Raw genomic sequence first — 14087 nt, 5'->3', positions numbered from 1 at the left:
AAGATCGAGGAGTGAAACGATGATCGGACCAAGGATCGCCATGATCGGCGCGGGCGGGCTGCTGGCGCTCGCCGCGTGCGGAAATCCGGCCGCGCCGAGCGCGAAGCACGAGGAGGCCAGAACCGCGGCCCCCGCCACCAGGACAGGTTGGAATCCGCTCGACGCCTGCGCGACCCTTGGGCAGGACGCCGCGTCGAGGATCAGCGGCTCGCCGGTGACGTCGACCGAGCTTTCGCCCGTCGTGACGGGCACGGAGACCAGTGCGGCATTCTCGATGTGCACGTTCAGGCTCGCCAATGGCGGCCAGCTGATGCTCCTGACCCGCCAGGCGCCGTTCGCGGACGCGACGCCGGAATCGATCGAGAAATCGCGAACCGCCGACGGAACCCTGCCGCCCGCGATCGACGTGCCAGGCCTAGGCAAGGCGGCGCTGTGGAGCGACACGACCAAGGGCCTGCAGGTCTTCATCGACGACACCCGCTACGTGTCGATCAACTATATGGGCTTGCCCGGCGGCGAGACCGGCAAGGACCGCGCCATCGCCGTCGCGAAGGTGCTTCCGTGAGGCGCGCAGGGCTAATCGCCTTATCGGTGCTGGGCGCGCTGCTCGCGTCCAAACCCGCCACCGCCCAGATCGACCGCGGCATTCTGGAGGCGATGGTCGGGCCGTGGACGCTGCTTCCGACCGACGGCCGCCCGGGCTGCCCGATCGACCTCAAGATCCAGAGCATCGGCGACGGCATGGCCGCCCTGCCCGGCCCGACCTGCAAGCTGAGCATCCCGGCGATGGCCAGGGTCGCGGGCTGGAAGCTCGACGATGGGGAAACCCAGTTGATCGACGCCAACGGCAAGCCGCAAATCCGTTTCATCGAGGACGAGACGGCCTTGCTCAGCAGCCCCGACCTGATCGCGCCGAAATACTACCTGATCCCCCGCATCACCGGATACGACCACCTCCCGCCCGCCTCGGAACTCGTCGGCGTCTGGTCGATCGGCCAACAAGGCCAGCGCCCATGCCAGATCACTCTGGGCCCGGCCAAGCGGACGCGCGACGGCGAAAGCGGCGTGGTGACGGCCAAGGGTTGCGGCCCGAAGTCCGCGGCGGCAAAGCTCAGCAGTTGGAGCCGCGAGGATCTGAAAGTGATGCTCTGGGGTTCCAACGACCTGATGTTGGCGTTCAGTCCGACCGGCAAAACCCGCTATGTCGCCCAGCCTGGAAAATGGATCCTGTCGCGATGACAGGCTCACGCCCCTCAAAGTCGAGGTGAGATTTGGTACTCTTTTGAACCCACCTTGCCTAAGCCAATGGCGCTCTACGACCCGTTGCAGATATTGGGAGCGGGGGCTGTGTTCCCCACCCCGCATAAGGGCGTCGCGACGCCCCTAGGACTTGGCGGGAACACGAGTAAGCGCTCAGCATGCGCGAGGAAAAGCGACTGAAGTCACACACGAGCTGACTTGTCGCGCCCACGTCCACGCGGAGTGTTACGCCCTGAGCTTGGACGCGCCAATTGGCGGGCCGAACAGTCTCTTCCCAAGCCGCTGCAACGAGGTGACGTGCAACAACGTCCAGCCTTCGCCGAATTCCAGACGAATTGCGTCGCCGCGCCAGTTGTGGGCGCTGGTGTGCCATCAGACGCGATCTTCGCGGCACCCCAACCGGGAGTGCGACTCGATCTTGCGCCAAGATCAGCGGCCCTTCCGAACGTCCGAGAAGAGTCAGATGGGCGACCGAAGATCGGCCGCAATCTCGCAAGCATAGGATCAAAATCGCCGCCTTTTGTACGCTTTCCTACGATTTCGAGGCCTCCAATCGTAGTTTCGACGGGCCTGGCGTACCGGATCGTAGTTTCGGCGGTATTGGCGCCCCCTGTTGGACATGCGTGAGAACTATTTCTACGATATTCCCCCCGTTCGTACGCCACGGCGCGATAAGGGCAAGAAGCGGCCGAGACATAAATTCGGTGCGCGCCTCGAACCGGTTTGACCGCTCTCCGGCCTGCATAACCTTAGCCAACGGCGTCCCGATGTCACGTCAGCTATCGGCCGGATTTGCACCCCGCAGGCCGCCTAGCTCGAGACGAACGCGTTTTCCTCCAGCGTGCGCCGAACGGCGAGCGCCAGATCGCTAACCTTGAAGGGCTTGCGAAGCACGGCTTCGGACCGAACAAGATCCTTGATCGCCTGGGCGTCCGCATAACCGGTGACAAGGAGGACGGCGAGCGCGGGAAGAATCTGCCGGGCCTGGACCGCGACCTGGGCGCCGTTGACGCCCGGCATCGCAAAATCCACTACCATCAGGTCTGGTCGATCGCCGACGACGCGATCCAGCCCGGCCTGACCGCCGGACGCCTCGGTCACGTGATAGCCGAGCGATTTGAGACATTGGACAATGAAGCGCCGCACACCGGGATCATCGTCCACCACCAAGACGCGCTCGCCCTGGCTGAGAGGCGTCTCCGCAGCGGGGATTTCACTGGACTTAAGGCGCTCGGCTGCGTCGCTGACGGGTAGCCAGATCTCGATCGTCGTGCCCACGCCCACTGTGCTGTCGATGCGCACCGTTCCGCCGGATTGGGTGGCGATCCCATAGACTTGGCTGAGGCCCAGGCCCGTGCCCTTGCCCACGCTCTTGGTGGTGAAAAAGGGATCGAAAACCTTGGGAAGCAACTCGGCGGGTATGCCATGACCCGTGTCGCTGACGGCGATGACCGCGTGATGGCCTGGCTGCAGGCCCTCGTGCCAGTCGTCGGCCAGGCGGCTGGAAACGGTCACCGTTCCGCCGTCTCCCATCGCGTCGCGAGCGTTGATCGCCAGGTTGAGGATCGCCAGCTCCAACTGGTTGGGATCGGCGTTTGCCCGCGCGGCGCCAGCGCGCAGGTCCGTTCTCACCTCGACCGTATGGCCCAGGGTGCGGGTCAGCAAATCGTTCATGCCCAGGATGAGCACATCGACCTCGACGGCCTGCAGGTCCAGCTGCTGACTGCGCGAGAAGGCCAGGAGCTGTGCGGTCAGCTTGGTGGCCCGCTCGACGCCCTCCCGGGCGTTGGCGGCCATGCGCTTGATCCGGTCATCGTCGCTGCGGCGCTCGATCATGTCGATATTGCCAACGATGGCGGTGAGGAGGTTGTTGAAGTCGTGGGCGATACCGCCGGTAAGCTGGCCAATGGCGTCCATCTTCTGCGCCTGCACCAGGGCGGCCTGAGCTTGCTCGCGCTCGCCGATCTCGTTGAGCAGCCGCTCGTTGGAGCGCTGCAGCTCATGGACGCTCTCGGCGACCCGCTTCTCCAGCGTTTCGTTCATCGCCATCAGCGCCGCCTCGGCGGCCTTGCGTTCGGTGATGTCGAGCGTCACGCCCGACAGCCGCCGCGGCAGGCCTGGCGCTGGCCGGCCGCGCACCTGAAGCCAGTGCACCGAGCCATCTGGCCAGGTGACCCGATACTCCACGCCGTAGTCCTCGCCCCGCTCGATCGAGGCCTCGAGACCGACCTGGCGCCGCGAAGCGTCATCGCGATGGACCGCCGCCTCGACCTCGGCCAGGGTCAAATCGGCGTCCGGTCCACGCCCGAAGTGAGCCTTGGTCATCGGTGACACCGTCATCGCGCGACTATCGAGATCAAGGTCCCAGGCCCCGAGCTGGCCGGCGTCCAGGGCGAAGCGAAGTTTCTCCTCGGCCTTGGCCTGCTCGTCCAGATGATCCCGGGCCAGATACTGGCGGCGACGCGCACGCACGGCCGAAGACGCCGCGCTGATCAGGGTCTCGGCGTTGATCGGCCGCTCCAGCAATACGATGTTGCCGATCGCGCTCAGCCGGGACGCATCGGCCTGGGTGCGTTTGCCGGGCTGCTTGGTGACCAGAACGATGAAGGGAAAGTCCGACCAGGTCGGCTGCGCCGCGAGCCAAGCGGTTAGGGTGTCGGTGGCGTCCGCGGCCAACGCCTCCTCGGTGAGGATCGCCGCGCCCGCGTCCTCTCGCAGCGCCTCCGTGAGCGCCGACAAGTCGGGGCAGATTTGAGTGCGATGGCCCAGACTGGCCAAGGTCTCGGCAATCACCGGCCCGTCCCTACCCCGCGGAGCCAGGATCAGGATGCGTTCATCCATGTGCGCGCGGCTCATCGCCTTGGCCGAGCATCGCGACCTTGCCTTCATAGGACGGCAGACCCGACATCACCCCTTGGAAGTCGGTCAGGGCTTCACCCACCTCGATGCCCTGCCGGGTGAGGCGGATTTCGCGGATGGTCTTCTCGTGCTCGGTGGTGCGGCTCTTGACGGCCGAGATCGCCGTGCGGATTGCGCCGGCCGCTTCGAAGAACCGAAACAGCAGGATGCTGTCGGACAGATAGCTGAGATCGATGTCGCTGCGGACCTCGCCGATGAATCCGTGCTGGCCCAGGATCAGCAAGGTGACCACGCCCTGCTGGTTCAGATAGGTCAGCAGCTCGTGCATCTGCAGCAGCAGGAACTTCTGCCCGGGCATGGCCTGCAGGTAGGCGTTGAGGCTGTCGATGACGATCAGGGTCGCGCCGACCTGCTCGACCGCGTCGCGGACGTGAAAGGCGAACTCGCCCGGCGACAGCTCGGCCGGATCGATGGCCCGGATCATCAGCTGTTCATTGCCGAGGAAAGGCTGCAGGTCCATGCCCAGCGACTTGGAGCGGGTCAGCAGGGTCGGCAGGCCCTCGTCGAACAGGTAGTAGGCGACCTTTTCGCCGCGCTCTAGGGCGGCCAGAGCGCATCGCACCGCCGTGGTGGTCTTGCCCACGCCGGAGGGCCCGCTGATCAGGGTATTGGTGCCGCGTGACAGGCCGCCGCCGACCAGAGCGTCCAGGCCCGGCGTGCCGGTCGACACCACCTCTTGCAGGTAGTCTGCATGGTGGTGAGCGGCCACGAGCCGCTCGAAGACCGTGACGCCGCCCGTGTCGAGCTCGAAATCATGGAAGCCGCCGCGATACTTGACGCCGCGCATCTTCACGACCTCTAGCCGACGACGTTGGGAGCCGTATTCCTGCGGCGTGCGCTGCAGGCTGATGACGCCATGGGCGATGCTGTGCAATTGCAGGTCGCCGTCTTCGGCGGTCATGTCGTCCAGCAGCAGCACCGTACAGTTGCGCGTGGCGAAGAAGTGCTTGAGCGCCAGGATTTGCCGGCGATGGCGCAGCGGGTTCTGGGCCAGAAGCCGCATTTCCGAGAGGCTGTCGAACACCACCCGCAGCGGCTTGGTCTCCTCGACCTGACGCATGACCCCGCGCGTGGTCTCGCCCAGCTCGACGTCGGACGGGTGCAACACCGATTGTTCGCTGTCGGGGTCCAGGCCCTCTTCGCTGACCAGCTCGAAGAGATCGATGCCGTCGAGCGACCAGCCGTGGCTGGCGGCGGCGGCGCGCAGTTCGGTCTCGGTCTCCGATAGGGTGATGTAGAGACCGCTTTCGCCGAGCTCGCGGCCCTTGAGCAGGAACTGCAGCGCCAGGGTGGTCTTGCCCGAACCCGGCGTGCCTTCGATCAGATAGATGCGATCACGCGTCAGTCCGCCGCCCAGGATTTCGTCAAGCCCGGGAACCCCGGTGGCGACGCGCGGCTCGGCCGGGGTGACTGTCGGATCGATCGGCATGCGCGCTCCTGGCACTGATGGCGCGAGGCCCAAGGCCCCGCCGGCAAGCGCCTTCGCACTCTGCCCGGCCCCATTAACTCGCGAGCTAAAGCCAAGGTTTCTCAGACGCCGCAAAATCTCCTGACATCAGAACGCCGTGGTAGGAGCGGAACGCGGAACCTTTGCCTTAGCCGACCGCTTCCTCGCCATGAGCGATCTCAACCGCGCCCGCCTTGAGGATATCACCGCCGCCGGCGTCGGCGCCGATGTCGCGCGCCAACTGGTGTTCTGGGGCCCCTTCCGAGCCTGGGAGGATCTGTTGTGGATCAGCGGTGTGGACGACGAGACCGTGAATCGACTCCAGACGGGCGGGTTTGAGCTGCAGTCCGGCTTCGACCGTGATTGGGCGCCGCCGAAACGCTTTGCTCTATCTCAGGCGGCTCGACAGGGCTGAGGCAGAACGACTCCGCGGGGCAGTAGCTTCGTGACCGAAGTCGCAAGAGTACTGCATCCGTTCTGCACGAGTTTGAGGCTCTATGATCGGGTCAGGACCTCGGAGCCCCAGGATGACCAAAACTCAGACGGCGGACCGCATTTGGGCCATAGCCCGACCGCTCGGCTGGCTGCTCGTCGCCGCGACCCTCATCGCGCCCGCGGCCGCGATGCGCTTCACCGACGAGGTGCGATGGACGGCTCTTGATTTCGGCTTCGCGGCCGCGCTCCTGATCGGAGGCGGACTGATCTGTGAGCTGTTCGCCTGGCGCGTCCGAAACGGATGGGCTCGCGTCGTGTTCTCGCTGATCGTCGTCTTGCTGGTCGCCTTGGTTTGGGGCGCGTCCATCAACTAGCTCGCGCGACAGACCACTAGAGGTCCACCACCTCACAGGACAAACGCTCCCGCAGCCGATCGGCGACGATCCGCCGATGGCAGCAGGCGGCCTCGTGTTCGAAACACAGCAAGGCCACCTTCCGATCCCGAGCCATGGTTTCGGCCCTCGCCAGTTCGATCTGGGCGGCAGGCTCAGCCAGATGCCCTTCGAAGATCGCGGTCATCTCGCCGATACGGCCGTGGCGAGCCGCGTCGCGCCCGGCCTTGGGCGTGCCGAGCTGGCGCAGATGGACGTATTCGATGCCAGCCTCGGCCAGACTCGCGGCCAGCAGGGATTTGGAAAAGCCCGCGCGTCGAGAGGAAGCCACGGCGCGTACGTCGATCAGGGTGTCGATTCCGGCCGCCGTCAGTCGGTCGATGACCTGCGCTTGAGTCTGGCGTTCGTACCCGATCGTGGACAAGGGATGCTTTGACATGGTTTTCAAATCGGGCGCGGCGTGCCCGCCCGCAAGGACGCGCGACCTGATGTCCCGTCTGGCACAACTGTGTCTATCACCCGGCTGACAGTTTCGAAGGCGTCCCCCGGCATCGCACGATCCGATCCACTAAGGTCGGCTCGCACCAAATTTCCACGACGTCGGCGCTATGATGATCCGCCAGCAGGCGCCGCGCATGCTCGCGCGTGTCCTTGGCGGCCATGACCTGGACGTCGACGTAGCTCGATGTCGCATTCTGGCGTCGACAGACGAAAGTGAAGGTCTGGTTTGTTTCCACGCAACTGATCGTGAGCGAAAAAGAGCGTCGGATCTGTCGCCTAGGCGACAGGAACCACGTTTAAAAGGGTTCGTTGTTGAGCAGCCCTGGAGACGCGATATGACCGAGCTTGGCGCCCATACTCATCCCCTCAATGTCCAGGTAATCGACGGGGAAGTCGTGCTTACGGGGGACAGCGGCCCCACCGGACTGTCGCTGACACCACAGGCGGCGTTGGAAACCAGCGAGCGCCTGGCGGCGGCGGCGCGCGAGGCGCTGGATCAACCGTCGCAGGCCTTGCCGCCGGTCGAGTAGACCTCCGCCCGAGCCGCGGCGATCGCCCCGCGACACTGGCAGCAAACCCGGTCCAGGCCAGGCGGATTGCTGATGGTGATCGCGCCGCGTCCAGACTGGATCAAGGCGGCCCGCTGCAGCGCCGCGATCGAGGCGGCCACTGTGGTGCGCTGAACACCCAGCATCTGGGCGAGGGCTTCCTGGGTGATCTGAACTGTGGTCTCGCTGCGGCTGCGATCCAGGGCGTCCAGGAGCACCCGGCTCAGCCGCGCCTCGACTGTGTGGAGCGCGTTGCAGGCCACCAGCTGTCGGGCCTCGAACAGCAGGACCTCGACATATTTGTGGATCGCCGTACGCAGGGCGGCGCTTTGGTCGAACAGTTCGCGATAGCTCGCGGCAGGAAGCCGACACACCCTCCCCGCGATCAGTGTCGTGACCCGTGAGGTCGCTCGGCGGCTGCCGCAAGCCTCGAAGGCGCCAACGACCCCCTCGGCGCCGACCAGCACCACGTCCAGGCTCTCCCCGCGCCGAGTTTCCGCCGCCGTCGACAGCACGGCCGATTCGGGAAAATACACCCAATCGAGCGCTTCACCTGGTCGCTGAAGTTCCTGTCCCCGTGCGGTCTGGATCATCGAGAATCTCGCGGCGAACCTTGCTGCGACATCGCCTTCAAGCAGACTCAGGAAGCTGTTGCGAACGTTTGGCAAGATCCCCCCACAGCCGCGCTCAAGGCCGGTGATCGGTCTTGCGGGGCTATGGCTTAGCGTCCTGCGTCGCAGGGCACTGTAGCCTAGTCGACGATATCGGCGATGAGTGCGCGGCGGAGCCTTGCCTGCCGGCGCGAAATCGCGCCGGTCCGCGTTGATCAAACTCGCGATTCAGTGGGCGGAGCCATGCGACTCCCCACACGTTCTGTCGCTCCCACGCTCGGAGGCACACGATGACCGATCCAACCGCACCGCCGCCCATCGATCCGCAACCCCCGGAAATCGACCCGGCGGGCGCCCCTCCCGAGATCGTCGATCCACCGGGCGTGGAGATCGAACCCGCCGATCCGCCGCCGCTCGATCCGAATGACCCACGCCCCTACGACGCTAGCGGCACGGTCGCGGCCGCATAAAAGGCGACGGGTCGCCCCGTCGCCTTTCTGTTATCGACAACGTCGCGAACGACGTCTCGTCAATGCGCCGCGAGCGTCGTGCCTTCGAAGGTCGGGGTTTCGGGAACCGGCAGGCCGCCGGCCTTGTAGCTCGCGATCAGCTGCTTTTTCTCGGCCGCCATCTGCTCGCCTAGGGCGTCCATGTCCAGGCCGGCCTTACGGGCCTGGCTGAACATGCCTTCGACGCGCTGCTCCTCTTCCTTGACGTGGTGTTCGATCATCTCGGACAAAACCTTGACCTTGGCATCATAGAATTCGTCGTCGGGACCGCCCGCCTCGATCTCGGCGATCAGGACCTTGGCGCCGTCGTGCTCGACATAGGCTTCCTTCAGCAGGTCCTCTTCCACCTTGCCCTCGCAGGCCGGGTAGAAGATGTCCTCCTCGATCTTGGTGTGGACGGTCAGTTCCATGCAGATCTGCTCGGCCAAGGCCTTTTTCCTGCCGTCGGCCCTGGCGGCCTCGAACTGGGTGAACAGGTCCTCGACCTTGCGATGATCGGCTTTCAGCAGAGCGACGGCGTCGAGCTTGGGGGCGGCGGTGGCCATGATCTTTGTCTCCATGAACAGCCAGGGAGACTGTCGGCAGAGCAACGGCGCGCTCTACTCGTTGTTCCACCTTTTCAACCACTTGCGACACGTTCTCGATTAACGGCGCGACGCACTGAAACGCTTCGTGCCTATTTCAGAGGTCAAGGCCCAGGGCGTGACGCCGGCAATGTTCGAGGTAGGCCGCCTCATGCGCGGCGATCAATTCGACGACACTCGACCATAGCCAAGATGGCGCATCCAGAAGTCCGGAACGGTTGCGCGCCAAGTCGTTCAGCCAGGACAGACGCGTGGCGTCGTCCATCTGGCGTCCATGGGCGTCGCCCACCACCCGAGCCAGAGACTGGGCCGAGGCCATAGCTTCGTCAGGGGTGAGGCCTACCAGCTCGATCTTCATGTCCTGGGGCATCAACTCGCGCACGATCACCGACTTCCCCAACAACCGGCACGCCGCCATGCGCTGGCCAAGGTTTGGCGACAGGGCCCGGGCGCCGGCCAGGATGCGCTCGGCGTTGTCGCGCGGCATGTCGGCTCCAGGCTCGCGCGGCGCGGCGGCCTTTACGGCCTCCTTCAGATCCAGGAAGCAGATCTCCGGCGCGCCGTCGCCATTGACCTCGAGCAGGACCGCATAGCGCAAGCGGCCCAGCGAGCTGCAGCCCTTCATCCAGTAGGCCGCGTCCAGGAGCCGGATCTCGGCCTTCCTGTCGCGCGACTTCAGGCCGGTCACCAGGTCGCGGATCGGCTGGCTCAGGCAAAGGTCTTCCAGCGCCCTACGCTCGGCGCGACTGACCGGCCAGAAGCGTTTGCCAATGGGGATCTCCGGCTTGACGCCGTTGAGACGCTCGGCCGCCAGATGCTTCCAAGTCCGCCGCGTCGCCTCGCCCAAGACCGCGCCGATCATCGGCGGATGGCGCGACTTGGCTTGGAAGTCTTCGGCGAGCGCGGCCTCGTAGCCCTCGACAAGGCCCTCCAGCATCCGCGCGGTGATGACGCCTGGCAGGTCAGAGCCGCGCGCGGCCGAGGCCAGGGACAGGCCCAGCCTTATCAGGTCGTGGGCCGGGTTGCCGATCACGGTCTGGTCCAGATCGCGAATTTGGATGTCGACGCGCCCCTTGGCGTCGGCCAGCGGCCCCATGTTTCCCAAGTGACAGTCACCGCAGATCCAGATCGGCGGCCCCTTCGGAAGCTTGCCGCCGCTGGCCTCCAGCCACTCATAGAACCTGACGGTGCTACCTCGAACATAGGCGTGGGCCGAACGCGCCATTTTCAGATTGCGCGTTCGTGTCAGGATCGGTCCGCGCTCCGACGGACGCGGCGCCTTTTTTGCCCTGCCCGCTTCATTTGACGCCATGGCCCAATCCCCCAGCCACAGCTCAGTTTGAGACGTGGATGACGAGAACGAACCCGGCGCTTCACTGTTCCCGTCATCCGGGCGGCGCGCGGGTCTGCGCCTTCGCCCGCCATGCGCTGCAACCTCCATGGCCACGCCGAGTTCTGGCCTGGGCATCTCATCCCGCCTCCCCTTTTGTCGTTCCAGTCCAATGAGTTTCGCATGGCCCCGGCGGAAGAGCCTGAAGTCCTGATCGTCGGCGAGGTCCTGACGCCGGGCGCGGCGCCGGAGCTCGCCACACTTCGCGCGCCGGTCCAGGCCCCGGCGGCCGCGATCGCCGCGGCCTTGACCCGCCCGTTCGAGGCTAGCTTTCCAAGAGTCCACGTGGCGTCCAGCGAACGGCGGGCCGAGGAGATCGGTCGAGCCCTGGCGGGCCTGTCGTCCAGCGCCGAGGTGCTGGTCTTGCCGCCGTGGGATTGCCTGCCCTACGACCGCGCCTCGCCCTCGCGAGACATCATGGGCCGGCGCATGCGCGTCCTGCAGCGCCTGGCGCGAGACGGCGGGGCCGGTTGCGTATTGGTCACCTCGCCCGAGGCCCTGGTCCAGAAGCTGCCGCCGCGCCAGGTTCTCAGCGACGCCTTCCTGCCGCTCGAACGAGGCCAGCGGCTCGACCGCGACGCCCTGGTCCGTTTCGCGGCCCGCGCCGGCTATGTCACCGACGATCGCATCGACGAGCCGGGCGAGATCGCCTTGCTGGGCGAGGTCATCGACATCTTCCCGGCGGACGCGGCTCGCCCAGTCCGGATTGTGTTGGCCGAGGAAGACCTCATTCACGAGATGCGGACCTATGACCCGCTGTCTCAGCGCTCCGAAGGCGACATCGAACGTCTGTCGCTCGGCCCCGCCAGCGAGGTCATCCTGCCGCCGATCAACACGGACGAGGACCTGATCCAGGCCCAACACTCTCGATCGCCCGGTTTCGAGCACGGCCTTCCCGAGCACTATGGCGTGCTGGAAACCCTGTTCGAGATCCTGCCCAAGGCTCGCGTATCGATCGACCCGAAGACGACCGCGCGCCTGGCCGATGTCGAAGACCATGTGCTTGAAGCCTTCGAAGCCCGTCGCGGCCTGGGCGGCCTGGACGGATCCGTCGCCGCCGATCCGGCCGCGCTCTACCTGCTGGGCCTCGACCTTCAGGCCGCTTTGGCTGGCTGGACAGCGATCACATTGGATCTGGACACGATTGAGTCAGTCCCGAATTTGGCGCTCCAGCGCAATCCTGGACGGGCGTTCTGCGATTTCGTCCAGGTCCATCGCGACGCCCATCGTCGCGTGGTGCTGACGGGCCTCAAGCACGAGCAGCGCCCGCTCGCCAAGGCCCTCGCGCGCGGCTTGGCGCTGAAGCCTGAGCCGGTCGCCGATTGGGATGCAGCGCTGTCGGCCGAATTGGGCCAAGTCGTCAGCCTGTTGGTCGACCTGGACACCGGCTTCATCGATCCCTCCGCCGGCCTGGTGGTGATCTCCGCCAGCGACGTGCTGGGTGGACGGATCGCGCGCTCGAGCTCGAGCGCTCAGGACCTGGTCGTCGAGCCTGATCTGCGGATCGGCGACGTCGTTCTGCACGAAGACCATGGCGTCGGCGTCCTGCGCGATTTGAAGACTGTCATGATCGACGGCCTTGAACGCGACACCCTGCAACTGGACTATTACGGCGGCGGGAGTCTCCTGGCTCCGATCGAAGAGATTGGGCGCATCTGGCGCTACGGCGCCGAGGCCAGCGCCGTGACGCTCGACCGGCTCAAGGGCGACGGCTGGATCAAGCGGCGCGCCGAGGTCAGCCGGCATGTCGACGAGGCCGCCGGGCAACTGGTCGCCCTAGCCAAGGCCCGGGAAGCGCGCACCTGTGAGCCGATCGTCCCGCCCAAAGCTGCGTACGGCAAATTCTCGGCGCGTTTCGCCTACCCCGAGACACCCGACCAGTCGGCGGCCATCGAGGCCGTGCTCGCCGACCTGGCTTCCGGCCGGCCGATGGATCGTCTGGTGTGCGGCGATGTCGGCTTCGGCAAGACCGAAGTCGCCCTGCGCGCCGCCGCCGCCGTGGCGCTGAGCGGCCGGCAGGTCGCCTTGGCCGCGCCGACCACCGTGCTGGCCCGCCAGCACGTCGAGACCTTCAAGCGCCGGTTTGCCGGAACCGGCATCGGCGTGGCCCATCTTTCACGCCTGGTCACGCCGGCCGAGGCCCGAGCGGTCAAGCAGGGCCTCGAGAGCGGCGAAGTGCGGATCGTCATCGGCACCCAGGCGCTGGGCGGCAAGGACGTAACCTTCGACAATCTGGGCCTGATGATCATCGACGAGGAACAGAAGTTCGGCGCGGCGCTCAAGGAGCACCTGCGCGGCCTAGCCGTCGACGGTCACCTGCTGACCCTGACCGCCACGCCCATCCCCCGCACCCTGCAGGCCGCCATGGTCGGCATCCAGGACGTCAGCGTGATCGCCAGTCCGCCGGCCCGCCGCCGTCCGATCCGCACCTTCCTGGCGCCGTTCGATGCGGCCAGCCTGCGCACCGCCCTGCTGCGCGAGAAGCGGCGGAACGGTCAGAGCTTCGTGGTGGTTCCCCGCATCGAAGACATAGCGCCCCTGGCCGAGCGCCTGGAAAAAATGACCCCGGAGCTTTCCGTCCGCATCGCCCACGGCGGCTTGTCCGCCGAGGAGGCCGACGCGGTCATGGTGGAATTCGCCGACGGCAAAGGCGACGTGCTGCTGGCGACCAACATCATCGAAAGCGGCCTGGACGTTCCGCGCGCCAACACCATGATCGTCTGGCGCCCCGATCGCTTCGGCTTGTCGCAACTTCATCAGTTGCGGGGCCGGGTGGGCCGAGGGCGCGCCCAGGGCATCGCCTATCTGCTGTCCGATCCCCACGACGACCTCTCCGAGGCCACGCGCGCCCGGCTCTCGACGCTGGAGGCGTTCGACCGCCTGGGCTCGGGCCTGGCGATCAGCGCCCGGGATCTGGACCTTCGTGGGGGCGGCGATCTGGTGGGTGAGGATCAGGCCGGCCACGTCAAGATGATCGGCGCGGCGCTCTATCAGCGCCTTCTGGAGCGCGCGGTGCGCGTGGCGCGCGGCGAGATCGAACCTGGCGAGTGGACGCCGGATCTGGCTCTGGGCGAAGCGGGCTCCATTCCGATCGACTATGTCCCCGACGCGGTGACTCGTATCGGCCTCTATGGCCGACTGGCGCGCATGACGACTTTGGATGAGATCGACGCTTTCGAGGAGGAGTTGGAAGATCGCTTCGGCGCGATCCCCGATCAGGTCACCACGCTCCTGTCGCTGGCGCGCCTGCAGGCGCTCGCGCGCGCCGCCGATGTGCGCCAGGTGCGGGCCGGTCCGAAGGGGGCCGCCCTGATCCTGACGCCGATCGCGGCCAAGGCGGCCGCCAGGCGCCTCTCTGGCAAGGCCGCCGAGATCTCGCTGGACGAGGGCAAGATCGTGGTCACCGAGGCGACCGAAACCGACGCCGAGCGGCGCGACCTCGTCGAACGCCTGCTCTTGGCGCTCGCCCCATAAAAAACGCCCCCGGAACT

Annotated in this window: 13 protein-coding genes; 7 read left to right on the top strand and 6 right to left on the bottom strand. The window is 66.2% G+C overall.

Annotation, left to right across the window (positions count from 1 at the left end; translation table 11 throughout):
* Positions 1-19 precede the first annotated feature (19 nt).
* Together AC07OA_RS07660 and AC07OA_RS07655 are read left to right on the top strand one after the other, a co-directional pair.
* Entirely contained in the window at positions 20-565 is a 546-nt protein-coding gene (locus AC07OA_RS07660) for a hypothetical protein (RefSeq protein ID WP_494663192.1), read from the top strand.
* Between the two features lie 26 nt (positions 566-591).
* Positions 592-1239: an AprI/Inh family metalloprotease inhibitor gene (locus AC07OA_RS07655; RefSeq protein WP_494663191.1), complete on the top strand. Its 648-nt coding sequence runs from the start codon at positions 592-594 to the stop codon at positions 1237-1239.
* Between the two features lie 831 nt (positions 1240-2070).
* On the opposite strand, the gene AC07OA_RS07650 is transcribed toward AC07OA_RS07655, so the two are convergent.
* Positions 2071-4101 (bottom strand): ATP-binding protein, encoded by a 2031-nt coding sequence (locus AC07OA_RS07650; protein WP_494663190.1) that lies wholly within the window; start codon positions 4099-4101, stop codon positions 2071-2073.
* A complete protein-coding gene (locus tag AC07OA_RS07645) occupies positions 4094-5608 on the bottom strand; it encodes an ATPase domain-containing protein (protein ID WP_494663189.1) in 1515 nt (504 codons plus the stop codon). The genes AC07OA_RS07650 and AC07OA_RS07645 overlap by 8 nt, the downstream gene beginning before the upstream one ends.
* A 187-nt stretch (positions 5609-5795) precedes the next feature.
* Between AC07OA_RS07645 and AC07OA_RS07640 the strand changes: the two genes are divergently transcribed.
* Together AC07OA_RS07640 and AC07OA_RS07635 are read left to right on the top strand one after the other, a co-directional pair.
* Positions 5796-6041 carry a ComEA family DNA-binding protein gene (locus tag AC07OA_RS07640; protein ID WP_494663188.1) on the top strand — a complete coding sequence of 82 codons (246 nt, stop codon included), beginning with the start codon at positions 5796-5798 and terminating at the stop codon, positions 6039-6041.
* Between the two features lie 112 nt (positions 6042-6153).
* On the top strand, positions 6154-6435 hold the full coding sequence (locus AC07OA_RS07635; protein WP_494663187.1) for a hypothetical protein: 282 nt from the start codon (positions 6154-6156) through the stop codon (positions 6433-6435).
* A 16-nt stretch (positions 6436-6451) separates the two neighbouring features.
* On the opposite strand, the gene AC07OA_RS07630 is transcribed toward AC07OA_RS07635, so the two are convergent.
* Positions 6452-6892: a DUF488 domain-containing protein gene (locus tag AC07OA_RS07630; protein WP_494663186.1), complete on the bottom strand. Its 441-nt coding sequence runs from the start codon at positions 6890-6892 to the stop codon at positions 6452-6454.
* 169 nt (positions 6893-7061) lie between these two features.
* On the opposite strand from AC07OA_RS07630, the gene AC07OA_RS07625 reads away from it, so the two are divergent.
* Entirely contained in the window at positions 7062-7484 is a 423-nt protein-coding gene (locus tag AC07OA_RS07625) for a hypothetical protein (protein ID WP_494663185.1), read from the top strand.
* Here AC07OA_RS07625 and AC07OA_RS07620 read toward each other — a convergent pair.
* Complete coding sequence (locus AC07OA_RS07620) at positions 7451-8095, bottom strand: Crp/Fnr family transcriptional regulator (protein ID WP_494663184.1); 645 nt, start codon at positions 8093-8095, stop codon at positions 7451-7453. The genes AC07OA_RS07625 and AC07OA_RS07620 overlap by 34 nt on opposite strands.
* Before the next feature lie 308 nt (positions 8096-8403).
* Between AC07OA_RS07620 and AC07OA_RS07615 the strand changes: the two genes are divergently transcribed.
* On the top strand, positions 8404-8583 hold the full coding sequence (locus AC07OA_RS07615) for a hypothetical protein (protein WP_494663183.1): 180 nt from the start codon (positions 8404-8406) through the stop codon (positions 8581-8583).
* A 59-nt stretch (positions 8584-8642) separates the two neighbouring features.
* Here the strand turns inward: AC07OA_RS07615 and AC07OA_RS07610 are convergent, their stop codons facing one another.
* Together AC07OA_RS07610 and AC07OA_RS07605 are read right to left on the bottom strand one after the other, a co-directional pair.
* Entirely contained in the window at positions 8643-9167 is a 525-nt protein-coding gene (locus AC07OA_RS07610; protein ID WP_494663182.1) for a hemerythrin domain-containing protein, read from the bottom strand.
* Between the two features lie 136 nt (positions 9168-9303).
* Entirely contained in the window at positions 9304-10674 is a 1371-nt protein-coding gene (locus tag AC07OA_RS07605) for a DUF2252 family protein (RefSeq protein WP_494663181.1), read from the bottom strand.
* A gap of 45 nt (positions 10675-10719) precedes the next feature.
* On the opposite strand from AC07OA_RS07605, the gene AC07OA_RS07600 reads away from it, so the two are divergent.
* Positions 10720-14070 (top strand): helicase-related protein, encoded by a 3351-nt coding sequence (locus tag AC07OA_RS07600; protein WP_494663180.1) that lies wholly within the window; start codon positions 10720-10722, stop codon positions 14068-14070.
* Positions 14071-14087: the final 17 nt, after the last annotated feature.

The organism is Caulobacter sp. GW821-FHT09B08, from assembly GCF_059418225.1.
This window is presented reverse-complemented; position numbering and strand designations above follow the sequence as displayed.

Excerpts from the sequence above, each read along its gene's own strand:
- AC07OA_RS07660 (WP_494663192.1), top strand. The coding sequence starts at position 20 with ATGATCGGACCAAGGATCGCCATGATCGGCGCGGGCGGGCTGCTGGCG.
- AC07OA_RS07650 (WP_494663190.1), bottom strand. The coding sequence starts at position 4,101 with ATGGATGAACGCATCCTGATCCTGGCTCCGCGGGGTAGGGACGGGCCG.
- AC07OA_RS07645 (WP_494663189.1), bottom strand. The coding sequence starts at position 5,608 with ATGCCGATCGATCCGACAGTCACCCCGGCCGAGCCGCGCGTCGCCACC.
- AC07OA_RS07640 (WP_494663188.1), top strand. The coding sequence starts at position 5,796 with ATGAGCGATCTCAACCGCGCCCGCCTTGAGGATATCACCGCCGCCGGC.
- AC07OA_RS07635 (WP_494663187.1), top strand. The coding sequence starts at position 6,154 with ATGACCAAAACTCAGACGGCGGACCGCATTTGGGCCATAGCCCGACCG.
- AC07OA_RS07630 (WP_494663186.1), bottom strand. The coding sequence starts at position 6,892 with ATGTCAAAGCATCCCTTGTCCACGATCGGGTACGAACGCCAGACTCAA.
- AC07OA_RS07625 (WP_494663185.1), top strand. The coding sequence starts at position 7,062 with ATGATGATCCGCCAGCAGGCGCCGCGCATGCTCGCGCGTGTCCTTGGC.
- AC07OA_RS07620 (WP_494663184.1), bottom strand. The coding sequence starts at position 8,095 with ATGATCCAGACCGCACGGGGACAGGAACTTCAGCGACCAGGTGAAGCG.
- AC07OA_RS07615 (WP_494663183.1), top strand. The coding sequence starts at position 8,404 with ATGACCGATCCAACCGCACCGCCGCCCATCGATCCGCAACCCCCGGAA.
- AC07OA_RS07610 (WP_494663182.1), bottom strand. The coding sequence starts at position 9,167 with ATGGCCACCGCCGCCCCCAAGCTCGACGCCGTCGCTCTGCTGAAAGCC.
- AC07OA_RS07605 (WP_494663181.1), bottom strand. The coding sequence starts at position 10,674 with ATGCCCAGGCCAGAACTCGGCGTGGCCATGGAGGTTGCAGCGCATGGC.
- AC07OA_RS07600 (WP_494663180.1), top strand. The coding sequence starts at position 10,720 with ATGGCCCCGGCGGAAGAGCCTGAAGTCCTGATCGTCGGCGAGGTCCTG.